This is a genomic window from Streptomyces sp. NPDC087787, assembly GCF_044743035.1.
Lineage (GTDB): Bacteria > Actinomycetota > Actinomycetes > Streptomycetales > Streptomycetaceae > Streptomyces.
In genome coordinates this window covers 711,864-732,052 of record NZ_JBIUVQ010000001.1, presented here as the reverse complement: position 1 = coordinate 732,052, position 20,189 = coordinate 711,864, and the positions used below count along the sequence as shown (strand labels likewise).

Annotated in this window: 23 protein-coding genes; 9 read left to right on the top strand and 14 right to left on the bottom strand. The window is 70.6% G+C overall.

Annotation, left to right across the window (positions count from 1 at the left end):
- The first annotated feature begins 22 nt into the window (after positions 1 to 22).
- From ACIOWN_RS03375 to ACIOWN_RS03350, 6 genes are all read left to right on the top strand, one after another.
- Positions 23 to 1,384 carry a sugar ABC transporter substrate-binding protein gene (locus tag ACIOWN_RS03375; protein WP_362355461.1) on the top strand — a complete coding sequence of 454 codons (1,362 nt, stop codon included), beginning with the start codon at positions 23 to 25 and terminating at the stop codon, positions 1,382 to 1,384.
- Entirely contained in the window at positions 1,381 to 2,325 is a 945-nt protein-coding gene (locus ACIOWN_RS03370) for a sugar ABC transporter permease (protein WP_362355464.1), read from the top strand. The genes ACIOWN_RS03375 and ACIOWN_RS03370 overlap by 4 nt, the downstream gene beginning before the upstream one ends.
- Positions 2,325 to 3,191: a carbohydrate ABC transporter permease gene (locus ACIOWN_RS03365; protein ID WP_362355467.1), complete on the top strand. Its 867-nt coding sequence runs from the start codon at positions 2,325 to 2,327 to the stop codon at positions 3,189 to 3,191. Before ACIOWN_RS03370 ends, ACIOWN_RS03365 begins: the two co-directional genes overlap by 1 nt.
- Complete coding sequence (locus ACIOWN_RS03360) at positions 3,188 to 4,177, top strand: zinc-dependent alcohol dehydrogenase family protein (protein WP_362355470.1); 990 nt, start codon at positions 3,188 to 3,190, stop codon at positions 4,175 to 4,177. Before ACIOWN_RS03365 ends, ACIOWN_RS03360 begins: the two co-directional genes overlap by 4 nt.
- 183 nt (positions 4,178 to 4,360) lie before the next feature.
- A complete protein-coding gene (locus ACIOWN_RS03355; RefSeq protein WP_362355473.1) occupies positions 4,361 to 5,572 on the top strand; it encodes a TerD family protein in 1,212 nt (403 codons plus the stop codon).
- Between the two features lie 48 nt (positions 5,573 to 5,620).
- Positions 5,621 to 6,205, top strand: coding sequence for a TerD family protein (locus tag ACIOWN_RS03350; RefSeq protein WP_362355476.1), 585 nt, complete (start codon positions 5,621 to 5,623; stop codon positions 6,203 to 6,205).
- A 73-nt stretch (positions 6,206 to 6,278) separates the two neighbouring features.
- Here the strand turns inward: ACIOWN_RS03350 and ACIOWN_RS03345 are convergent, their stop codons facing one another.
- Positions 6,279 to 7,706 (bottom strand): hypothetical protein, encoded by a 1,428-nt coding sequence (locus tag ACIOWN_RS03345; protein ID WP_362355479.1) that lies wholly within the window; start codon positions 7,704 to 7,706, stop codon positions 6,279 to 6,281.
- Between the two features lie 309 nt (positions 7,707 to 8,015).
- Between ACIOWN_RS03345 and ACIOWN_RS03340 the strand changes: the two genes are divergently transcribed.
- Positions 8,016 to 9,845 carry an endonuclease/exonuclease/phosphatase family protein gene (locus tag ACIOWN_RS03340; protein ID WP_362355482.1) on the top strand — a complete coding sequence of 610 codons (1,830 nt, stop codon included), beginning with the start codon at positions 8,016 to 8,018 and terminating at the stop codon, positions 9,843 to 9,845.
- Between the two features lie 34 nt (positions 9,846 to 9,879).
- Here ACIOWN_RS03340 and ACIOWN_RS03335 read toward each other — a convergent pair whose 3' ends face one another.
- The 6 genes from ACIOWN_RS03335 to ACIOWN_RS03310 form a co-directional block, all read right to left on the bottom strand.
- Complete coding sequence (locus ACIOWN_RS03335) at positions 9,880 to 10,605, bottom strand: SRPBCC domain-containing protein (protein ID WP_358732593.1); 726 nt, start codon at positions 10,603 to 10,605, stop codon at positions 9,880 to 9,882.
- A gap of 56 nt (positions 10,606 to 10,661) precedes the next feature.
- On the bottom strand, positions 10,662 to 11,279 hold the full coding sequence (locus ACIOWN_RS03330) for a helix-turn-helix domain-containing protein (protein WP_358732594.1): 618 nt from the start codon (positions 11,277 to 11,279) through the stop codon (positions 10,662 to 10,664).
- A 198-nt stretch (positions 11,280 to 11,477) separates the two neighbouring features.
- Positions 11,478 to 12,005 (bottom strand): DUF3618 domain-containing protein, encoded by a 528-nt coding sequence (locus ACIOWN_RS03325; RefSeq protein WP_362355486.1) that lies wholly within the window; start codon positions 12,003 to 12,005, stop codon positions 11,478 to 11,480.
- Positions 12,002 to 12,421, bottom strand: a complete 420-nt coding sequence (locus ACIOWN_RS03320; RefSeq protein WP_362355590.1) for a phage holin family protein — start codon at positions 12,419 to 12,421, stop codon at positions 12,002 to 12,004. Before ACIOWN_RS03320 ends, ACIOWN_RS03325 begins: the two co-directional genes overlap by 4 nt.
- Before the next feature lie 175 nt (positions 12,422 to 12,596).
- Positions 12,597 to 13,322 (bottom strand): hypothetical protein, encoded by a 726-nt coding sequence (locus ACIOWN_RS03315; RefSeq protein ID WP_362355488.1) that lies wholly within the window; start codon positions 13,320 to 13,322, stop codon positions 12,597 to 12,599.
- Positions 13,319 to 13,474, bottom strand: a complete 156-nt coding sequence (locus ACIOWN_RS03310) for a hypothetical protein (RefSeq protein WP_362355490.1) — start codon at positions 13,472 to 13,474, stop codon at positions 13,319 to 13,321. Before ACIOWN_RS03310 ends, ACIOWN_RS03315 begins: the two co-directional genes overlap by 4 nt.
- A gap of 155 nt (positions 13,475 to 13,629) precedes the next feature.
- Here ACIOWN_RS03310 and dapA point away from each other — a divergent pair, with 155 nt between their 5' ends.
- A complete protein-coding gene (gene dapA / locus ACIOWN_RS03305; protein ID WP_362355492.1) occupies positions 13,630 to 14,535 on the top strand; it encodes a 4-hydroxy-tetrahydrodipicolinate synthase in 906 nt (301 codons plus the stop codon).
- Positions 14,536 to 14,555: 20 nt separating this feature from the next.
- Here the strand turns inward: dapA and ACIOWN_RS03300 are convergent, their stop codons facing one another.
- From ACIOWN_RS03300 to ACIOWN_RS03270, 7 genes are all read right to left on the bottom strand, one after another.
- Positions 14,556 to 14,759: a barstar family protein gene (locus ACIOWN_RS03300; RefSeq protein ID WP_401980249.1), complete on the bottom strand. Its 204-nt coding sequence runs from the start codon at positions 14,757 to 14,759 to the stop codon at positions 14,556 to 14,558.
- Between the two features lie 61 nt (positions 14,760 to 14,820).
- A complete protein-coding gene (locus ACIOWN_RS03295) occupies positions 14,821 to 15,015 on the bottom strand; it encodes a hypothetical protein (RefSeq protein ID WP_362355494.1) in 195 nt (64 codons plus the stop codon).
- A gap of 19 nt (positions 15,016 to 15,034) precedes the next feature.
- Entirely contained in the window at positions 15,035 to 15,886 is an 852-nt protein-coding gene (locus ACIOWN_RS03290; RefSeq protein ID WP_401980246.1) for a phosphotransferase, read from the bottom strand.
- A 22-nt stretch (positions 15,887 to 15,908) separates the two neighbouring features.
- On the bottom strand, positions 15,909 to 16,805 hold the full coding sequence (locus ACIOWN_RS03285; protein WP_362355498.1) for an aldo/keto reductase: 897 nt from the start codon (positions 16,803 to 16,805) through the stop codon (positions 15,909 to 15,911).
- Positions 16,802 to 17,986: a JmjC domain-containing protein gene (locus tag ACIOWN_RS03280; RefSeq protein ID WP_362355500.1), complete on the bottom strand. Its 1,185-nt coding sequence runs from the start codon at positions 17,984 to 17,986 to the stop codon at positions 16,802 to 16,804. Before ACIOWN_RS03280 ends, ACIOWN_RS03285 begins: the two co-directional genes overlap by 4 nt.
- Positions 17,987 to 18,001: 15 nt before the next feature.
- Positions 18,002 to 18,145 (bottom strand): hypothetical protein, encoded by a 144-nt coding sequence (locus ACIOWN_RS03275; RefSeq protein ID WP_326801974.1) that lies wholly within the window; start codon positions 18,143 to 18,145, stop codon positions 18,002 to 18,004.
- 153 nt (positions 18,146 to 18,298) lie between these two features.
- Positions 18,299 to 18,838, bottom strand: coding sequence for an ATP-binding protein (locus tag ACIOWN_RS03270; RefSeq protein WP_362355502.1), 540 nt, complete (start codon positions 18,836 to 18,838; stop codon positions 18,299 to 18,301).
- Between the two features lie 177 nt (positions 18,839 to 19,015).
- On the opposite strand from ACIOWN_RS03270, the gene ACIOWN_RS03265 reads away from it, so the two are divergent.
- Complete coding sequence (locus tag ACIOWN_RS03265; RefSeq protein ID WP_362355504.1) at positions 19,016 to 20,182, top strand: helix-turn-helix transcriptional regulator; 1,167 nt, start codon at positions 19,016 to 19,018, stop codon at positions 20,180 to 20,182.
- The last annotated feature ends 7 nt before the right edge of the window (positions 20,183 to 20,189 follow it).

The following is a 20,189-nucleotide window of genomic DNA, read 5'->3' as shown; positions in this document are numbered from 1 at the left end:
GTCAACATCTCCTGGAGTACCCATGCGAACCCAGAGCCGACGCTCGCCACGGACCCTCTTCGCCGTGGCGGCGGTAGGGACGCTGATCGCTCCGCTCGCCGCCTGCTCGGGCGCCGGCGGGTCCGGATCCGCCGGCGGCAGCTCCGTCAACGTCCTGATGGTGAACAATCCGCAGATGGTGGAGCTGCAGAAGCTGACCGCCGCCCACTTCACCAAGGACACCGGCATCAAGGTGAACTTCACCGTCCTGCCGGAGAACGACGTCCGGGACAAGATCAGCCAGGACTTCGCCAACCAGGCCGGGCAGTACGACGTCGCCACCCTGAGCAACTACGAGATCCCGATCTACGCCAAGAACGGGTGGCTGCACCCCCTCGACGCCTACGTCAAGAAGGACACCGCCTTCGACCAGGCCGACATCCTCCCCCCGATGACCCGGGCGCTCACCGCCGAGGACGGCAAGCTGTACGGCGAGCCGTTCTACGGCGAGTCCTCCTTCCTGATGTACCGCAAGGACGTCCTGGAGAAGAAGGGCCTGAGCATGCCGGACAAGCCCACCTGGAAGCAGGTCGCCGACCTGGCCGCCAAGGTCGACGGCTCCGGCATGAAGGGCATCTGCCTGCGCGGACTGCCGGGCTGGGGCGAGGTCATGGCACCGCTGACCACGGTGGTGAACACCTTCGGCGGCACCTGGTTCGACAAGGACTGGACGGCACGGCTGGACTCCAAGGAGTTCAAGGAGGCCACCCGGTTCTACGTCGACCTGGTCCGCAAGCACGGCGAGGCCGGTGCCGCCCAGTCCGGCTACGCGGAGTGCCTGAACAACATGACCCAGGGCAAGACGGCCATGTGGTACGACGCCACCGCCGGGGCCGGCTCCCTGGAGGCCGACGGCTCTCCGGTCAAGGGCAAGATCGGCTACGCCCCGGCCCCGGTCGAGAAGACCGACGGCTCGGGCTGGCTCTACACCTGGGCGTGGGGCATCCAGAAGGCGTCCAAGAACTCCGAGAACGCCTGGAAGTTCATCTCCTGGGCCTCCAGCAAGGACTACGAGAAGCTCGCCGGCGAGAAGGCGGGCTGGTCCAACGTCCCGGCCGGCAAGCGCGCCTCGACCTACGACATCCCGGAGTACCGCAAGGAGGCCGCCGCGTTCGCGGACGTCACCCGGGACGCCATCGCGAACGCCAAGCCCGAGGACCCGGGCGTGCAGCCCCGGCCCGCGCCCGGCATCCAGTTCGTCGGCATCCCCGAGTTCACCGACCTGGGCACCAAGGTCTCCCAGGAGATCAGCTCCGCCATCGCCGGACGCCAGTCGGTGGACAGCGCCTTGACGAAGGCCCAGAAGCTCGCCGAGGCCGTCGCCCAGAAGTACGAGGGGTCATGACCTTGACGTCCCCGGCCCGCGCCGCCGCCGTCCCCGGACGGCCGGCGGCCCGGCGCCCGAACCGCATGCGTGCCTGGGCCACCCGGGCGCCCCTGCTGCCGGCGCTGATCTTCATGATCGTCGTCACCCAGCTGCCCTTCGTGGCCACCCTGGTGATCTCGTTCCTCGACTGGAACGCGCTCTACCCCGACCGTCGCCACTTCGCCGGATTCGCCAACTACGGCGAGGTGCTGAGCGACCCCGAGCTGCGCAGTTCGGTGTGGACGACCATCCTGCTGACCGTCACCGTGGTGCTGGTCAGCCTGCTGCTCGGCCTGCTCCTCGCGCTGCTGCTCGACCGCCGCTTCCGCGGCCGGGCCGCCGTGCGCACCATGCTCATCGCGCCGTTCCTGCTGGTGCCGATCGCCGCCGCGCTGATGTGGAAGCACCTGCTGTTCAACCCGGAGTACGGGCTGTTCAACGGCATCCTGCACGCCATCGGCGGGGACGGGGCGGTTCAGCCGGACTGGATCTCCGAGATGCCGCTGATGGCGGTGGAGGCCGCGCTGATCTGGCAGTGGACCCCGTTCATGATGCTGATCCTGCTGGCCGGACTGCAGAGCCGCGACTCCCAACTGCTCGAGGCGGCCAGGATGGACGGCGCGAGCGACTGGCAGATCTTCGTGCACATCACCCTGCCGCATCTGCGCCGCTACCTCGAACTCGGCGTGCTGCTCGGCTCGATCTACATCGTGCAGAACTTCGACGCGGTGTTCACCATCACCTCCGGCGGCCTGGGCACCGCGAACCTTCCGTACACGATCTACCAGACCTTCTACCAGGCGCACGAGAACGGCCTCGCCTCCGCGGCCGGCGTCATCGTCGTGATCGGCTCGATCATCCTGGCGACCTTCGCGCTGCGCGTGGTGTCGTCGCTGTTCCGTGAGGAGGTGTCCCGCTGATGGCCACCGTCGCCACCACCGCCTCGCGGTACGGCAAGCCGCGCGGCCGGTTCCGGGGTGCGGCCCTGGGCGTCGTCGCCTGGCTGGCCGGACTCGTGTTCGTGCTGCCCCTGCTCTGGATGGTGCTGACGTCCTTCCACTCCGAGGCGGACGCCGCGACCAACCCGCCGTCGGTGGCCGCATCGCTGACGTTGGACGGCTACCGGCAGTTCTTCGGGCTGACCGGCGGGGCCAGTCCCTGGCCCGCGCTGATCAACTCCATGACCGCCTCGCTGGTCTCCACCCTGCTGACCCTCCTCCTCGCGCTGCCCGCCGCGTACGCGCTGTCCATCCGGCCGGTGAAGAAGTGGACCGACGTCCTGTTCTTCTTCCTGTCCACCAAGATGCTGCCCCTGGTGGCCGGTCTGCTGCCGATCTACCTGTTCGCGAAGAACACCGGTCTGCTCGACAACATCTGGGCGCTGGTCATCCTCTACACGGCCATGAACCTGCCGATCGCGGTCTGGATGATGCAGTCCTTCCTGTCCGAGGTGCCGGTCGCGATCATCGAGGCCGCCCAGATCGACGGCGCCCGGCTGCCGACCGTGCTGGGCCGCGTGGTCGCCCCGATCGCCCTGCCCGGCATCGCGGCGACCGCCCTGATCTGTTTCATCTTCAGCTGGAACGAGCTGATGTTCGCGCGGGTCCTCACGGGTGTGGTCGCCGAGACCGCCCCCGTGTTCCTCACCACCTTCATCACCAGCCAGGGCCTGTTCCTGGCCAAGGTGTGCGCCGCGTCGCTCGTCATCTCCCTGCCGGTGCTCGCCGCGGGGTTCGCCGCCCAGGACAAACTGGTCCAGGGCCTGTCGTTGGGAGCCGTCAAATGAAGGCCGCCGTCATCGAGTCCGTGGGCCGCGCCGTCGTCACCGAGGTCCCCGACCCGACGCCGGGGCCCCGCGAGGTCGTCGTCGAGGTGGCGGCCTGCGGGCTGTGCGGCACCGATCTGCACATCCTCCAGGGCGAGTTCGCGCCCAAGCTGCCGATCGTGCCCGGGCACGAGTTCGCCGGCGAAGTGGCCGCGGTCGGCACGCAGGTCACGGAGGTGTCGGTCGGCGACCGGGTCGCGGTCGACCCGTCGCTGTACTGCTACGAGTGCCGCTACTGCCGCGACGGGCACAACAACATGTGCGAGCGGTGGGCCGCGATCGGCGTGACCACCGCGGGCGGCGCCGCCCGGTACGCCGTGGCCCCGGTCGCCAACTGCGTCAAGCTGCCCGAGCACATCCGCACCGAGGACGCGGCCCTGATCGAGCCGCTGTCGTGCGCGGTCCGCGGCTACGACGTGCTGCGCACGCGCCTGGGCTCGCACGTGCTGATCTACGGCTCCGGGACCATGGGCCTGATGATGCTGGAGCTGGCCAAGCGGACCGGCGCGGCCGGCGTCGACGTGGTCGACGTGAACCCGGCCCGCCTCGAGACGGCCCGGCAGCTGGGCGTGTCGGCGTCCGCGGCGAACGCCGACGAGCTGGACCGGCCGCAGGGCTGGGACGTGGTGATCGACGCGACCGGCAACGCGGCGGCGATCCAGGACGGCCTGGACCGGGTGGCCAAGGCGGGCACCTTCCTCCAGTTCGGGGTGGCCGACTACGCGACCCGGGTGATGATCGACCCGTACCGGATCTACAACCAGGAGATCACCATCACCGGCTCCATGGCGGTGCTGCACAGCTTCGAACGGGCCGCCGAGCTGTTCGCGGCCGGGGTGCTGGACCCCGAGGTCTTCATCAGTGACCGGATCCCGCTGGAGCGGTACCCGGAGGCGCTCGACCAGTTCGCCTCCGGAGTGGGCCGGAAGATCGTGGTGGTTCCGTAGGGCCTCTCGTCTGGACCATGCCGGGCTCGCGGGCCCCGGCACCGCACCCTGATCCGGCCCGATCCGGACGAAAGACCCTGGCGGGCACCGGCTCCGGCCGGTGCGGGCGCTGCGCCGCCTCACCCGTTTGCCGGGTAAGGGAACGGTAAAGCGCCCTCGCTCGTTACCTCCCACATGACAGCTATGACCCCTGGCTCGAACATCCCGCTGGCCGTCGCGCGTGTGACGGTCGACGTCGCCGCTCCGGTGCGGCTGGACGTATCGGGCCTGCTGCTCACCGCCGACGGCAAGGTGCGCTCGGACGACGACTTCATCTTCTACAACCAGCCGTCCGGGCCGGGCGTGACCTACCGTTCGGGCGGCGGCGGCGCGCCCGACGCGATCACCGTGGACACCGCCGCGGTGCCGCCGGGCATCGAGAAGATCGTGGTCACCGCGAGCCCGGACGCCGCCGGGCAGACCTTCCAGGGCATCGAGCCCACGGCCACCGTCCGCGACGCGGACACCGGTGCGGTGCTGGCCACCTTCACCCCGCCGCGGCTCGGCACCGAGACGGCGCTGGTGGTCGTGGAGATCTATCTGCGCGGCGGCCAGTGGAAGGCGCGGGCCGTCGGCCAGGGGTACGCCGACGGACTCGCGGGCATCGCCACCGACTTCGGCGTGACGGTGGAGGAACCTGTCCCCGCCCCGGTGGCCCCGCCACAGCCGGCCGTCCCGCCGCGGCCGCTCACCCCGCCGCCCCCGGCGCCCGCCGCGCAGACTCCGGCCGCCCCTCCGGTTCCCCCGGCCCCGCCGGCCGCCCCCGCCCCGGGCACCGGGAAGGTCAACCTGGACAAGGGCCGGGTCAGCCTCCGGAAGAACCAGACCGTGTCCCTGGTCAAGGGCGGCCGCCCGCTGCTCGCCCGGGTCAAGATGGGCCTCGGCTGGGAACCGGCGTACCGCGGCGCCGACATCGACCTGGACGCCTCGGTCATCGCCTACGGCCCGCAGCGCAACCACATCGACAGCTGCTACTTCGGCAAGCTCACCATCCTGAACGGCGCCGTGAAGCACTCCGGCGACAACCTCACCGGCGAGGGCGCGGGCGACGACGAGGTGATCGTGGTCGACCTCGGGCGCCTGCCCCAGGAGGTGACCGGCCTGGTCTTCACCGTGAACTCCTTCTCGGGCCAGAAGTTCACCGATGTCGCCAAGGCCTACTGCCGCCTGGTGGACGCCACCACCGAGGAGGAGCTGGTCCGCTTCGACCTCACCAACGCCGAGGCGCAGACCGGGGTGCTGATGGCCAAGCTCATCCGTCAGTTCACCGGCGAGTGGGAGATGACGGCCATGGGCGACTTCGTCAAGGCGCGCACCGTGCGGAACATGGTGAAGCCCGCGGCCCAGGCGCTGTAGGACAGAATTCGCCTGTCGCAGCCACTTTCACCAGAGGATGAACCACACATGATCACGCTGACGAAAGAAGACGGACCGGCGGACCTGGACGGGGTGACCCACATGTCCATCGGCGTGTCCTGGGACCCCACCGGGGGCACCTCCGGCGGGGTGATGGGCGTGCTCCGCCGCAAGATGGGCACGGACCTCGACCTGATCGCCGTCGCCATGCAGGGCGCGGACCCGGTGCGTCTGGCGGGCCTGGACTCGCTGGACCCCATGGGCAACGGCTCGTTGCAGCACAGCGGCGACAACCAGACCGGCCGCGGGGACGGCGACGACGAGACGGTGACGGTGGAGTTCGCGCGGATACCGCAGAACATCACCTCGATCGTGTTCATCGCCGCCGCGTTCAAGAAGGGCAGTTCCTTCCAGAAGGCGCGCAACATCAGCTTCAAGGTCTACGACGCGACCGGGGGCACCTCCCAGCAGGTCGCCGACATCTGGCCGAGCCTGCTCACCCAGGACAACGGCTGCGCCGTGGCCAAGGCCATGCGCGTCGGCGGCTCCTGGAAGCTCGAAGTGATCAACGAGACGGGCAAGATCAAGCAGGGCGACGAACACGCCCTGATGCGCTTCGCCGTCAGCAAATGACGTACCCCGCCCCATGACCGAACGGCCGCGGCCCGCACAGTGAACGCGGGCCGCGGCCGGTCACCGCCTCCGCTCAGCCGCCGTGCGCGGAGCGTGCCTTGAAGGCTGCCTTGCGGGCCTCCTTGGCGGTCTTCTTGTCCGGGTGCAGGCGGCCCATCGCCTCCAGTACGTCCGCCGTCTGCGGATGGTCCACCCGCCAGGCGGCCGCGAAGAAGCCGCTGTGCTGTTCGGCGAGACCCTCGACGAGGGCGTGCAGTTCCTCGGAGTCGCCCTCGGCGGCCAGTTGCGCGGCCACCGTGTCGATGGTCAGCCAGAAGATCATCTCCTGGGACGGCGCCGGCACGTCGGCCAGGCCCCGCTCGGTCAGCCAGACCCTGGCGAGACCGCCCAGTTCGGCGTCGTCGAGCACCTCCCGCAGCGCCGGTTCGGCCTCCGCGCCCACCAGGGACAGCGCCTGCTGGCAGCGCAGCCGCCGCAGCGGAGCGCCCGCGTCCGTGCCGCGCGCCGCGGCGATCAACTCCCGTGCGGCGGCGAGCGGTTCACGGCTCGCCAGCCACTGCTCGGTCTCCGCGTGCGTGGCCGCGGGCGGAAACCCGGCGGTACCGTCGAGCAGCGCGTCGGCACCCTTGTCCGCGAGCTCGCCGATCACCGGCGCCCGGCAGCCGGCCTCGAGCAGCCGGGTCCGCAGGCCGTGCAGTCCGAGCGGGGTCAGCCGCACCATGCCGTAGCGGGCGACGTCCACCTCCTCGACCGGCGTGGACGGCTCGCTCTCGGCCTCCGCCATCAACTCCTCGTCCACCGGCCGGTACTCGACCAGACCCGCCGGCTCCAGCAGCCGGAACTGGTCGTCCAGCCGCATCATCGCCTCGGAGACCTGCTCCAGTATGTCGTTGGTGGGCTCCCCCATGTCGCTGGGCACGATCATGGAGGCGGCGAGCACGGGCAGCGGCACCGCAGCGCCGCCGGCCCCCTCCGCGCCGGCCGTCAGCCGGTAGAGATTGGCGAGCACCCCGTCGAGGAACTCCGCCTCCGCCTCGGGGTCCCAGTCCAGCCCGGAGAGGTCGACCGCGCCGCCCTGGCCCACCGCTTCGACCAGCGCGTCCAGGTCGGGCACGCTCGCGTCGGCCAGCACGGTCTCGAGGGCGTTCGACCAGAGGGCGAGCACGTCGTGCGGCGAGCCGCCGGTCAGCAGCTCCAGGTCGGGGCCGGGTGCGACGGCGCCCTCGTCCTCGTCGGCGACGCGGACGAGCCCGGTGTCCAGGGCGACCCGCCAGGCCTCGCCCGCGGCGGCCGCCGCGTCGTCGCCGCTCAGACCGAGCACCTCGGCCGCGGCGGGCAGTTGTTCCTGCGCGAGCCCGCCGTCCGCGTCGACCCGTGTCCCGTCCCCGGCCCAGCGCGCGAGCCGCGCGGCGCGGGAGAGCAGCGGTGTGGCGAGCGCGTACCGGGCCAGCTCCGGTTCGGAGGCGATCCGCACCGGCGGGAACGAGGACCTGTCTGACATCGGCTGGTATCTCCTAGCGGACCGGGGCCCGCAGGGTGGGAAGCCCACGGGCCGGTAAGCCTGACGACTCAAAAGCTCAGCCTAGACGGATTTCGCCCCATCCCATCCGGTTCACCTTTCCGTCACCTCCCGTCCATGGCGCAAACCTTGACAACCGACCGGGCCGCCCAGCAGATTGACGCGCGTAGAAATGCGGAGGCGGCTCGTTCCCGTCACGCTCTACGCGCGTCGACCGGTGCTCCCGCCCGCGTCCCGCGTTTTCGCGTCGCACCCCGTCGCCGTACTCCGTCATGCCCGAAGGGATTCACCGTGCCCAGCAAGTCCTCCGCCCGTCTCGCCGCGCTGACCATCGCCGCCGTCTGCTCGGCCGCGTCCGCCGTCGTCCTCACCTCTCCCGCGCACGCGGACACCGTGCGCATCCACGACATCCAGGGCACCACCCGGATATCCCCCTACGCGAACCAGCAGGTCACGGCCGTGCCCGGCATCGTCACCGCCGTGCGCACCTACGGCTCCACCAGAGGCTTCTGGATGCAGGACGCCAATCCGGACAGCAACCCCGCCACCAGCGAGGGCATCTTCGTCTTCACCAGCTCCATCCCGACGGTCGCGGTCGGCGACTCCGTCACGGTGACCGGAACCGTCTCCGAGTACGTCCCGGGCGGCGCCACCTCCGGCAACCAGTCGGTCACCGAGATCACCAAGCCGGTGGTCACCGTCGTCTCCAAGGGCAACCCGGTCCCGGCCCCGGTCGTGATCGACGCCAAGTCGGTTCCCGCCGTCTACGCCCCGGCCGGCGACCCCGCCGCGAAGGGCTCGGTCAACGGCCTGACCCTGGAGCCGACGAAGTACGCCCTGGACTACTACGAGTCCCTGGAGGGCATGAACGTCCAGATCGCCGACGCCCGCGTGGTCACCGCCACCAACCCCTACAGCGAGCTGTGGGTCACGGTGAAGCCGGACGAGAACCGCAGCTCCCGCGGCGGCACGGTCTACGGCTCCTACGACTCCCAGAACACCGGCCGCCTCCAGGTCGAGTCGCTGGGCTCCACCGCCGACTTCCCCGTGGCGAACGTCGGCGACACCCTCGCGGGCACCACCACCGGCCCGATGGACTACAACTCCTACGGCGGCTACACGCTCGTCGCCGGCCGGCTCGGCACGCTCGAGAGCGGCGGCCTGCAGCGCGAGACGACCGCCAAGCAGTCCCCCGGTGAGCTCTCGGTGGCCACCTACAACGTCGAGAACCTCGACCCGTCCGACGCCACCTTCGACGAGCACGCCGCCGCGGTCGTGCACAACCTGCAGTCGCCCGACATCGTGTCCCTGGAGGAGATCCAGGACAACAACGGCGCCGTGAACGACGGCACGGTCGACGCGAGCGCGACCATGGGCAAGCTGATCGACGCGATCGTCGAGGCCGGCGGCCCGAAGTACGACTGGCGCTCCGTCGACCCGGTCAACAACCAGGACGGCGGCGAGCCGGGCGGCAACATCCGCCAGGTGTTCCTGTTCAACCCCGCGCGGGTCTCCTTCACCGACCGTCCGGGCGGCGACTCGACCACCGCGGTCGGCGTCAGGAAGGTGAACGGCAACAAGGCGGCCCTGACGGTCTCCCCGGGCCGGATCGCCCCCGCGAGCGACGCCTGGAAGAACAGCCGCAAGCCGCTGGCCGGCGAGTTCGTCTTCCGCGGCCGCACGGTCATCGTCATCGCCAACCACTTCGCCTCCAAGGGCGGCGACCAGGGCCTGACCTCGCAGTACCAGCCGCCGGCGCGCAGCTCGGAGGTCCAGCGCCACCGCCAGGCGGCCGAGGTGAACTCCTTCGTCAAGGACATCCTCAAGGTCGAGAAGAACGCGGACGTCGTCGTGCTCGGCGACATGAACGACTTCGAGTTCTCCGACACCGCGAAGATCCTCGAGGGTGACGGCGAGCTGTGGTCGGCGATCAAGTCGCTGCCCAAGAACGAGCGTTACACCTACGACTACCAGGGCAACCTCCAGGTTCTGGACCAGATCCTGATCAGCCCGGCGATCAAGCGCGGCGGCAACTTCGACTACGACAGCGTGCACGTCAACGCGGAGTTCCACGACCAGACCAGCGACCACGACCCGCAGGTGCTGCGCTTCCACCCGTGACACCCGCGCGTGCTGAGGACGGGGTCGGCGGCCGTCAGGCGCAGGCCCCGTCCAGCCATTCCCGCCAGGCCAGTTCGTTGGCCTTCGCGTCGGCGTCCGGCGCGAAGTCGTGGACGCTGACGCCGACGGGGGCGCCCCAGCGGTTGCGTCCGAAGAGGCGGATGAGGGCGTCGTCGGTGCGCAGCCCGATGAAGTACGGGGTGCGGTAGTCGAGTACGGCCTCGAACGTCCGAGGCCCTTGGACGGTCACGCGCGCACCCGTGGCCGTGTCGTCGGTGAGCCCGAGGGCCCGGCCCACGGTTGTGAAGGCATCGGGTGCGGTGGATGCCTCCGGGCCGTCCAGGGTCGCGAAGGCCACCGGGCGCGGCGCGAAGTGCGTCAGGTACTCGCGCAGGGTGTGCAGATAGAAGTCGGTGTGCTTGTTCGCGCCGTCGTACTGGTTGTCCCAGTCGTCGGTGAAGATGCCGCTGTGCACGTACCGCACCCAGGCGCGGCGGCCGCCGTCGCGCGGTTCGATGGTGTGGTCGAGCTGGTTGAGCGACTGGACCGGGAACCCCGGGTCCTCACTGCGGTTGGTGTAGCGGTGCGGCGGATCCCAGGCGGTGACCGTGGACCCGAAGGGTCCGGCGCCGCCCACCCGGGGCTCCGGCGGCTCCATCGGCCACAGATATCCACCGGTACCGGTCGTGATCGCCTCCCACACCTCCTGGGGGGTGGCGTCGACCTCAAACTCACGGACGATCTCGAATTCCTTGGACATGACGGGCTCCTGCTCGGTGACGGTCGGGTCGGTGACGATCGGGGGGTACTGGGCCGTTATCGGGCTTCGGGTTCCACGGCGGGCGCGGCCTGCTCCTTCACCGTGGGATGGAAGGCGACGACGATCCGATGGCCGCGTCCGCCCTCGGAGTCCGGGGCGTCGTACTTGCGGATCAGGGCGGTGACGCCGGCCGTCAGCTCCTCGACGAACGCGGCCCGGTCGGCGGCCGACGCGAGGCGGATCTCGCCGTCCAGCGCGTAGGTCGCCAGCCGCTTGCGGGCCTTGGCCGCGCCGGTGATCAGCGAGCCGACATCGCGCACCAGCCGGGCACCGAGGGCAAGCAGCCAGCGCGCGGAGAGCTGGTCGCGGAAGCGGTCCGGGTCGGGCTGCACGGCGGCCAGGGCCAGCGGGGAGATGACGTACGACGCGGCGGTGGCGCGCATCAGCCGCTCGGTGACGTTGCCCTTGCGGCGCTCGCCGGCCAGCTCGACCAGTCCGTGCCGCTCCAGCGCCTTGAGGTGGTAGTTCACCTTCTGCCGGGGCAGGCCGACCGTGCCGGCCAGCATGGCGGCCGAGGCGGGGCCTGCCGCCAGCTCGGCGAGCAGCCTGGCCCTTATGGGGTCCAGGGAGACGGCTGCGGCCTCGGGGTCCTCGATCACGGTGACGTCCAGCATGCGACTCACCCTCCCACCGGAAACTTTTCTTGTCCAGACGGTTCTAGTTTTCGGTGGGTCGTCGCGCCCGGTCCTCGGCGCACAGGAAGGCCGCCCCCACCTCTCGGGTGGGGGCGGCCTTGAGGAAGCCGGTGGTCCCGGTGTGGCGTGGTCCGGGTGTACCGATGGTCCCGGTGCGCCGTGCCGGACCGGACGGTCTCAGCGGCGGCGGCTGCGCCGGATCAGCAGTCCGGTCGCGACCAGCGCCGCCGCGCCCGCCGCGAGCGCCATCACCATCGGGCGCGGGTTGCGCCGGTACGCCTCGACCGCGTTGCTCACCGGGGCGGACTGCCCGACCCGGGAGGCCCGCTCCTGGACCGTGTGCCCGGCACGCGTGGCCCGTTCCTGGACCAGGTGACCCGCGCGCGTGGCCCGCTCCTGAAGCACGTGCCCGGACCTGCCCGCCCCTTCCTGGGTCCGGTGACCGGCATGGGTGGCCTTCTCCTGGACGCGATGGCCGGCGTGCGCGGCCGAGCTGCGCAGCTGGACCGTCAGGGCGCCGGCCTTGTCCATCAGGTCCGCCGCGCGGGCCTTCGCGCGGCCCTTCACGTCCGCCTTGGCCGCCAGTTCCTCGACGGTGTCGCCGAGTTGGCTCCTCGTCTGCTCGATCTGCTGCCTCAGCTCGTCGGGGCCCTTCGCTCCGGTCGGCGGGGTGGCGCCGCCGTCCCCCTGTGTCCTGTCCGTCATCGGTGGTGTGCCCTTTCCTTGATCGCCTCGACGTCCGCCTTGACGCTGCCGAGCATCTCCTCCGGCGTGGGTGGTGAGGCGCGGCGCAGCTGGGCGCGGCCGACGATGGCCAGCACACCGGCGATCGCGAACAGCAAGGCCGTCACGACAAGCGCCGCGGCCCACACGGGCAGCGCCAGCGAGAGGGCGGCGGTGGCCGCGCCGGCGAGGGCGATCAGCCCGACATAGCCGACGGCGCCCGCCGCGCCGAGCAGTCCGCCGCCGCGTCCCATGCGGCGGCCCTTCTCGGTCAGCTCCACCTTGGCCAGCGCCATTTCCTGCCGTACGAGCTGGGAGAGCTGCTCGGTGGCCCGGTGGACGAGTTCACCCACCGAGTGCTCGCCCGCCACCGGCACAGCCGGTGCACGGTCGCCCACCGACGGTTCGGCCGGCAGACGTTCGTCCAGCGAACGTGTATCCGGCGCACGGTCGCCCGACGGGCGCTCGCGCACTGGGCGGCGCTGGTCGGGCGCAGGCCTCACATCGATCGTCCCGGTCACGGTGTCCGCCTCCTCTCGGTCCGGACCATCCGGGTACCCGGGACCTCCGCGACTACCCGTGGCCGGGACCATCAGGACCGCGCTCGCCGAGCCGGGCCAGCTGGGTCTGGAACCAGTCGAGGCGCGCCTGCAACAGGGCGGCCTCCGCGGCGAGTTCGGGTACCCCGAGCCCTTCGGGTCCGGCGAGCCGGCCGCTCGGCGCACCGGACGCGGCGACCGTCGGGGCGATCACCGCCGGCCCGCTGCCGCCGGCCACGACCCGCAGCCCGGCCCCGGCCAGCCGGGCGAAGCCGGCGCAGGTCACGGACGTACGGCCGTGCAGGCAGCCCGCGCAGGCGGCGGTCAGCGCCCGCCAGCCGGGCCTGCCCCACCCTGCGTCGGCCAGGGCGGCGGCGGGCGCGCCGCACGCGCACGGGCCGACCGTCGCCGTGCGCACCCGCTGGCGGGCGTAGCGGAACCCGCGTTCGTAGCGGATGTAGGCGCCGAGGACGGAGACCTCCAGCAGGACGGCTCCGCGGTGCTCGGCCGTGCACAGCAGGGCCTCGGCGGCGGCGCGCTCGTGCACGCAGTGGAAGCCGCAGTCGCACAGACGGGCGGGTGGCCGGTGCCGGCGGCCGTAGACGCAGGCCGCGTAGGCGACGACGCCGTACGGCAGCGCGCCGCCGAGCGACACACCGGTGAAGCGGGCCCGGGTGCCGTCGTGGGAAAGCACCGGGTGGGCGATCTTGTATCCGGTCGGCGGCTCCGTCGGGCGTTCCGCGGGCAGCCGCAGCCTCATCGGGCGGCCGGTGCCTCTTCGGGCGCGGCGGCGGCCTGCGGTTCCTGGATCTCCTGGCCCTCCTGGACCGTCCCGGGCAGTCCGGCCGGCTCGTCGCGGACCGTCGGCCGTTCCTCCGCCACACCGGTGGCCAGTGCCTTGCCGAGCTTCATGACGCCTCCCGTGCCCTGCCGTCGGTGACCTCCTGCCCATGGTGACGCATCACGGCCGACTTGGACACAGGACGCCTTCTCTCCAGCTTCGCTTACCGATACCCGGTAGGAGAATTAAGTGGAGCTTCACTGTCAACTCTGCCGACACTGCTTCCATGACGACGACCACAGCCACTCCCGCCCCGCCGTTCGGCCGCGCCCTGTGCGCCATGATCACGCCCTTCACCGCCTCGGGCGAACTCGACCTCGACGGCGCCCAGCGGCTCGCCGACCGGCTGGTGGGCGAGGGGTGCGACGGCCTCGTGCTCAGCGGTACGACGGGCGAGTCGCCGACCACGACGGACGCCGAGAAGTCGGCGCTGGTCCGGGCCGTACGCGAGGCGGTCGGGGAGCACGCCGCGATCGTCGCGGGCGTGGGCACCGCCGACACCCGGCACACCGTCGAGCTGGCACTGGCGGCCGGGAAGGCGGGCGCCGACGGGGTGCTGGTGGTGACGCCGTACTACAGCAGACCACCGCAGGACGCCGTGGAGGAGCACTTCCGCACGGTGGCGGACGCCTCCGGCCTGCCGGTGATGCTCTACGACATCCCCGGCCGCACCGGCACGCGCATCGAGCCGGAGACCATGCTGCGCCTTGCCGCGCACCCCAGGATCGTGGCGGTCAAGGACTGCTCCTACGACTTCCTCGGCACCCAGAAGGTGCTGGCCCGAACCGAGTTGGCCTACTACGCGGGCTGCGAGGAGCACATCCTCCCGCTGTACGCGGTGGGCGGCACCGGGTACGTCAGCACGGTCGCGAACCTGGTCCCGCGCCGACTGCGCTCGATCATCGACGCGTTCGACGCGGGCGACACCGCCCGGGCCGCCCGCCTCCAGCAGCAGGCCACGGAACTCATCGAGTCGACGATGTCCGCCGGCCTCCCCGGCACGGTCACCGTCAAGGCCCTCCTGAACGACCTGACCCTGCCCGCAGGCCCGGTCCGCCCGCCCTTGCGCCCCGCGACCCCCGAAACGACGGCCGCCCTGCGCGCGGCGTACGAACGGCTGCGGGCGGCGTGATCGCGGCTACGCGCCCGCAGTCATGACACCTCCGCGACGAACTCCGGGCGGTACGTGGCTTGGTAGTCGTCGAGCGCCCGTCGAAGCATGGCGGCCCCATGGGGGACGCCGTCGGTGAGTTGGTCCCAGCCAAGGAATCGCACATGTTCCGGGATCCGGACCAGACCAGTGATCGCGTCCCAGAAGGCATCCCAGTTCATGCCGTAGAAGTCCGGGAACCCCAGCTCCCGCTTCAGAAGCAGGTGCAGAGCGCGCTCGTCGGTACCCCGCTGACATCAATGGTGATCACGGCGACATGCTTGCATGGGGTTGCACCGTTCTGACATAGGTGGCTTCCGCCTTGTGGTGTGCGCGATCGTCCTTGTGGTGCTTCGCACGTTCGGCGCGCACGAGGTCATCGAGCCCGGCGGCGACCTCCCACTGCCGGGCATCGCCCTGATGAATGAGCATTGCCTGCTCGGGGTCGTCCGGCGTCCCCACCGACTAGGCGGTGAGAAGCTCAGTGACCGGCTACTCCGTCGACCGTCATCCGGCACCAGACCTCTTCCGCCCGCTGCCGGAGAGCGGGAACGAGTTCCAGGTTGTCTCCGCGTTCGGCGCTCTGCAGGAGTTCGGTGATGACCACCAGTTCCGCGAAGCGCCCGGCGTCGCTGTCGAGGAGAGTGGAAAGTTCCCGGCGGACGCGCTCGGCGGTCTCCGGCATCGTGAGGCTGTAGGCGTGCAGGAGGGCCGCGTCATAGCCGGCCGGGGCGGTGCCCCAGCCTTCCCAGTCCAGGATGCCGAGTTCGGGACCGGCGAGATTGGCCCAGTGCAGGTCACCGTGTGCGGTGGACCACGCGGGCGGAGTCGTGGGCACCCCACTGCCGAGGAAAGCGAGGTACTTCGGCATGGCGCGATCCAGGTATGCACGACGTACGGCCGTCCGGTCGGTACGGACCACCGAGAGGTGGTCGAGGGCCTCACGGAGGCCATCCCACCAGGCTGTTGTCAGGCGAGGCGGGGCGGCAAGTACCGGAGTGGACGAAAGGGTTCCGTCGGCGACAAGGTCATACAGCTCTGCTTTGTACGCCTCCTCTCCCTCTGTCCACTGCCGTACGAGACGAAGACAAGGGCGCGGCACCTGCTGGGGTACCAACTGCGCGGCGTCCTCCGGTCCCGTCCACAGCTTGCCGCTCGTCCTGCCCACCGGGCTGTGGACGACGCGCAGCCATGCCGGCCCGTAGGGTCCGGTGACCGGTCGGCCCAGCGTGCGTCCCCTCCATCCCCACGCCTCCTGCGTGCCTCCGCCGGACGGCTGAGCGTCCAGGGCCGCCCCGAGGAAGCCGCACGCCACGGTATGGGCCCTCCGCATGCGCGCGGCGACCTCGGGATCTTCAGGTTCCGAGGACATCGATGACCTTCCTCAGGCGATCTGGCGACAAGGGCTCGCAGGCCTCAGCGCCCAGGGCATCAGCCCAGTGTGCCGGTGTACTCGACGACAGCAGGACACGCGACACCCCGGGAGCCGACAGGGCGGCCAAGAGCACGACCTGCGCAGGGGAGGCAGCGGGGTCGATGATGCGCACCAGTTCCTCCGTCATCACGCCGAGGAGCTCGCCGCCTCCGAGTGGGGCCGATGCGAAGACATTAAGCCCCGCTTCCCGAGCCTCCACCAGCGCTCCGCACCCGTCGAGTGCGTCCGCCACTACGGCGAGTTGAACAAGTGAGACCGGGAACTGCACAGCTCGGAAGCAGTGGTGTGGCCCGCCCACGGTTTCCGCAAGTGCGGTGAGTTCAGAGATGGTGAACATGCCGCTCGACAAGCCCGCCCAAGTGGCGACGCCGTAGCCGCCGATCTTGCCGGCGTCTGCAGCGCTCTCCAGTTCCTCGAAGGCCTCGGTCAGCGTCCGCGACAGATCGGCCGTGTCCGTCCGGCCATGCTCCGGATTGTGGACGAAGACCAGGTCCGGGACGCGGCCAAGGCGGGCACGACTACGAGCGAGCTGCCAGGCAAGGTAGGGGCGTGCCAGGCAGTGGCCTTGCTCGCGGTCGTACGGCAGCACCCCGGCGTCCCGAGCAGCCTGCCGGTCGGAGTCGGACACGAAGCCGACCTTGGTCGAGACACGTACCTGTGGACACGCCTCAAGGACCGGCTGCAGAGCTGCCTCGGCCGTACCGGACGCGTAGTTCGGCGCCGTATCGACCCATGTCACCCCGGCGTCCACGGCCGCAACCACCGACTGCCACACGTCACGGCACCGATACGTCCCCGCCGCCAGTCGGGCGCTCATCCAGCCCGCCCCACGGCCGCGACCTCGCCGTCCACCAATTCGCTTACCAGTTGCGCCACCTGCCCCACGCGAAGCCCGGCCGCCCGGGCGAGTGTGTCCAGCCGGTGATGGCCTCCGTCCACGAGGAGAGACAGTAGGGGCGCGGCCTCCGGGGAGAAGGTCCATTCCTCTCCCCCTGCCGTCAACACCGCGTGGCCCTCCTCGTCGCTGTGCAGCCGGGCGCGAGCGGTCACCAGGTGTACGACGACCGCGGGGTCGGGCGGTACGCCCTCGACATACGGCAGTGAGGGCACAAGGCGGGCCCGGTCGGTGGCATCCCGCATGGTGAGGAACCGGTCGAGCAGCCTCCCGTCCCCGAACTCCTTCATGACGAGGTCGCCGAGCGACCGCACGAAGTCCGCCTTCTCTGCATCGGTCCCGAAGCGGGGCAGGTCGCTGCGCACGGTCGCTTCACGGCGAAGGTCCTCGGAGAGCCACTGGAGGAGGTCGGCGCCGGTCGTCGTCTGCATGCCGCAGGTGAGGTGGAGGGAGTGGACGCCTTCGGAAGCGGCGACCGCGTGCCACCAACCGCGCGGCAGGTACAGCATGTCCCCTGCGTGCAGGACCAGTTCGACGAGCGGCTCATTCGGCGGCGGTTCGGGGACGTCCGTGTCACGGTGGAGCGGGGCTTGCCTCGTGGGGCCGTGGATGCGCCATCGTTTCGCGCCGTCGAGCTGGAGGACGAACACGTCGTGGTCGTCCCAGTGGACTCCGAAGCCTTCCTCGGGGGTCCAGGAGGCGTAGGCGTTGACCTGGATGCCGGTGCGCAGGTGTCGTTCCAGTTCCTGGGCGAGGTGGCCGACGCCCGGATGCAACTCGTCGATCGCGTCCAGGACGAGGGTGGCGCCCTCGGCGAGGTGGCGGTGCAGTTCGGCGGGCTTGAGCCGGTGCCACACGGTGCTGCGACGGGTGGTGACCGGCGCCGAGTAGGCGTGTTGGGGCAGCGCCTCGCCGCCCGCCGAGAGGCGCAGGCGGGGCGGTTCGAGCCGGTGGTGGGTGAGCAGGGCGTTCAGGTCGTCCCAGCCGAGCAGGCCGCCGAAGCGGCCCGGTTCACCGGGAAAGTGGCGGTAGGTGCGGCCGTACACCTGGGCGAGGAAATCCTCGCCCAGGCGCGCGACCACCGCGGGTACGTCGGTGGTCATTGATTACGGCCCTTCTCAGTCGTTGCCGTCGGAACGACCGGTGGAACCGCCGTCCGAGGGCTGCTCGGCCCGCGATCGGGCGGCGGCGATCCGGCGACGGGCGACCAGCAGGCCGTGGCCCTCTTGATCACCGTTCGTGGTCACGTTCTGTTCGGACATGGCTGTGTCTCCTTACGTGTTGGCGGAAGCGAGCAGGTTGCCCACTCCCTGGCTGTGGCGTCTCCAGCTGCCCCACCAGGCGGTGGCGGCCCGGCCGGAGGCGCCTGTACCCGACTTCAGGACTCATGCGTCCAAAAGTCAGGTGGTCAGTGATCAGGTGGCAGTGACATGCGCACGGGAGTCGCTGAGCACGCCACATCCCGGTTCGGCAACCGTCACCGGCCGCCGTGCACCCCCGAACGAGAGATCGCTTTCGCTTGCGGCGGGGAACGGGCGGGACTGCGAGGGCGAGCAACTGCCGACCTCGAACCAGACCGCCTTTCCGGCCGTGGTCGACCGGACGCCCCACGCCTGGGCAAGACCGTCGACCAACTGCAGTCCGCGCCCGCTCTCCTCGTCCACGTCGGCCGGCACCCGCTGCGGGAGAAGGCCGCCTTCCGCGTCCTCGGCTTCCAGGCGTACGCGAGTCCCGTCCCAGCTCACCGTGACCCGGCAACCCTCCCCCGCGTGCACCACGGCGTTCGCGATCACCTCACCGGCCAGCAGCTCCAGCGTCTCGACCGTGTCCTCCGCGAGTGGCACGTCCCAGTCACGGACGATCGCGACAACCCTGCGACGAGCGGAAGAAACGGAGCTGACGTCCGATGGGACACAGAGGGACGAGGACTTCGGGGCAGGTGCTCGGAACGTCATGGAGGGCGAACCTTCCTGGCTGTGTGCGTCGGAGTTCCACACAACCGCCCGCAACTGCCAACGCCCAGAGCACAATGGACGCACCAATGCGGAATCCGTGCGTCACCACCACGCCTCACCTGGGGACTCGCCCAGCCGCACGTCCTGGCAGGGCAGGAGAAACGGGGAGACAGCGTCATGGCGCACCACCGCAACGGCCTCGCAGCGCGTCGCCGAACCGTGGGCCTTACCCAAGAGGCCCTCGCCGAGCACATGCAGGTGGACCGCTCCACCATCACCCGTTGGGAATCAGGCCGCACCGCCCCGCAGCCCTGGATGCGTCCACGGCTGGCCCGCCTTCTTCGCGTCAACGCCGAGGGCCTCAACGACCTACTGACCGCCTGGCCGCCAGGCAGCACGCAGGCACAGGACGCCCTCGATTACGCGATGCTTCACCCGGGCCGCCTCGATGTGCCCGCCGTCGCCACACTTCGTACTCGCTTCGACGACTGCGCCGCTCGTTACGACCTTGTGCCTTCGGCCGGCCTCATCGCAGAAGCAGCAGCGCAGCTCAACCGCATCGACCAGCTCGCCGCAGGCTCCGCCCGCGGACGCGTCCAGAGGGAACTCGACGCCCTGCACGCCGACGCCTGCACTCTCATGGGTCAGCTGGTCTGGGACGCCTCTCAGCGCCGCGACCACACCACCGCGAAGACGTACTACGAGCAGAGCGCCGACCTCGCTCGCCACCTACGGGACACCACTCTCGAAGCCCACGCCTTACTGCGCACCTGTTACGTCGCGCTGTACGGCGCACACGACGCGCAGGCAGGGCTCGCGCTCGCGAAGCACGCAGCCGAGATTGCCGAGCGCACGAGTCCCGCCCTGTCCGGGCTGGCGCTGCTGCACGTCGCCGAGGCACACGCCATGCTGCGGTCGACCTCGGACTGCGAACGCGCTCTCTCCCGCGCAGAGCGCCAACTCGACCACGCGGACGACAGCGACGCCGCCGCCGACCTGGTGTCACCAACCCAGTTCGGCCGCCTCGCAGGCTCCTGCTATCTCTCGCTTGGAGACCACCAACGGGCCGAAACCCTGCTGACCAGCACGGCAGAGAAGCTACGGGACAGGCGAAAGTCACGCGCAATCGTGCTGGGGAACCTTACGCTCGCCCGTATCCGTCAACGCGATGTCGAGGCGGGGGTGGCCAGCCTCACCGAAGCCATCGCCGAGCTGGAGACCACACGCGGAGGCGGAGGCATGAACATCGTCTTCGGAGCCGCCCGCGAACTGCGCCCCTGGCGACAGGAACCCCTCGTCGCGGAGGTCCACGACAGACTGCTCGGCCTGATGACGGCAGCGTAAGAGAGAG

Bases quoted from the DNA above. Each gene is read 5' to 3' on its own strand.
- ACIOWN_RS03280 (WP_362355500.1), bottom strand. From the start codon at position 17,986: ATGACCACCGACGTACCCGCGGTGGTCGCGCGCCTGGGCGAGGATTTC.
- ACIOWN_RS03375 (WP_362355461.1), top strand. From the start codon at position 23: ATGCGAACCCAGAGCCGACGCTCGCCACGGACCCTCTTCGCCGTGGCG.
- ACIOWN_RS03345 (WP_362355479.1), bottom strand. From the start codon at position 7,706: ATGTCAGACAGGTCCTCGTTCCCGCCGGTGCGGATCGCCTCCGAACCG.
- ACIOWN_RS03350 (WP_362355476.1), top strand. From the start codon at position 5,621: ATGATCACGCTGACGAAAGAAGACGGACCGGCGGACCTGGACGGGGTG.
- ACIOWN_RS03360 (WP_362355470.1), top strand. From the start codon at position 3,188: ATGAAGGCCGCCGTCATCGAGTCCGTGGGCCGCGCCGTCGTCACCGAG.
- ACIOWN_RS03330 (WP_358732594.1), bottom strand. From the start codon at position 11,279: ATGCTGGACGTCACCGTGATCGAGGACCCCGAGGCCGCAGCCGTCTCC.
- ACIOWN_RS03310 (WP_362355490.1), bottom strand. From the start codon at position 13,474: ATGAAGCTCGGCAAGGCACTGGCCACCGGTGTGGCGGAGGAACGGCCG.
- ACIOWN_RS03265 (WP_362355504.1), top strand. From the start codon at position 19,016: ATGGCGCACCACCGCAACGGCCTCGCAGCGCGTCGCCGAACCGTGGGC.
- ACIOWN_RS03325 (WP_362355486.1), bottom strand. From the start codon at position 12,005: ATGACGGACAGGACACAGGGGGACGGCGGCGCCACCCCGCCGACCGGA.
- dapA (WP_362355492.1), top strand. From the start codon at position 13,630: ATGACGACGACCACAGCCACTCCCGCCCCGCCGTTCGGCCGCGCCCTG.
- ACIOWN_RS03315 (WP_362355488.1), bottom strand. From the start codon at position 13,322: ATGAGGCTGCGGCTGCCCGCGGAACGCCCGACGGAGCCGCCGACCGGA.
- ACIOWN_RS03335 (WP_358732593.1), bottom strand. From the start codon at position 10,605: ATGTCCAAGGAATTCGAGATCGTCCGTGAGTTTGAGGTCGACGCCACC.
- ACIOWN_RS03355 (WP_362355473.1), top strand. From the start codon at position 4,361: ATGACCCCTGGCTCGAACATCCCGCTGGCCGTCGCGCGTGTGACGGTC.
- ACIOWN_RS03290 (WP_401980246.1), bottom strand. From the start codon at position 15,886: ATGCGGAGGGCCCATACCGTGGCGTGCGGCTTCCTCGGGGCGGCCCTG.
- ACIOWN_RS03270 (WP_362355502.1), bottom strand. From the start codon at position 18,838: ATGACGTTCCGAGCACCTGCCCCGAAGTCCTCGTCCCTCTGTGTCCCA.
- ACIOWN_RS03285 (WP_362355498.1), bottom strand. From the start codon at position 16,805: ATGAGCGCCCGACTGGCGGCGGGGACGTATCGGTGCCGTGACGTGTGG.
- ACIOWN_RS03365 (WP_362355467.1), top strand. From the start codon at position 2,325: ATGGCCACCGTCGCCACCACCGCCTCGCGGTACGGCAAGCCGCGCGGC.
- ACIOWN_RS03275 (WP_326801974.1), bottom strand. From the start codon at position 18,145: ATGTCCGAACAGAACGTGACCACGAACGGTGATCAAGAGGGCCACGGC.
- ACIOWN_RS03370 (WP_362355464.1), top strand. From the start codon at position 1,381: ATGACCTTGACGTCCCCGGCCCGCGCCGCCGCCGTCCCCGGACGGCCG.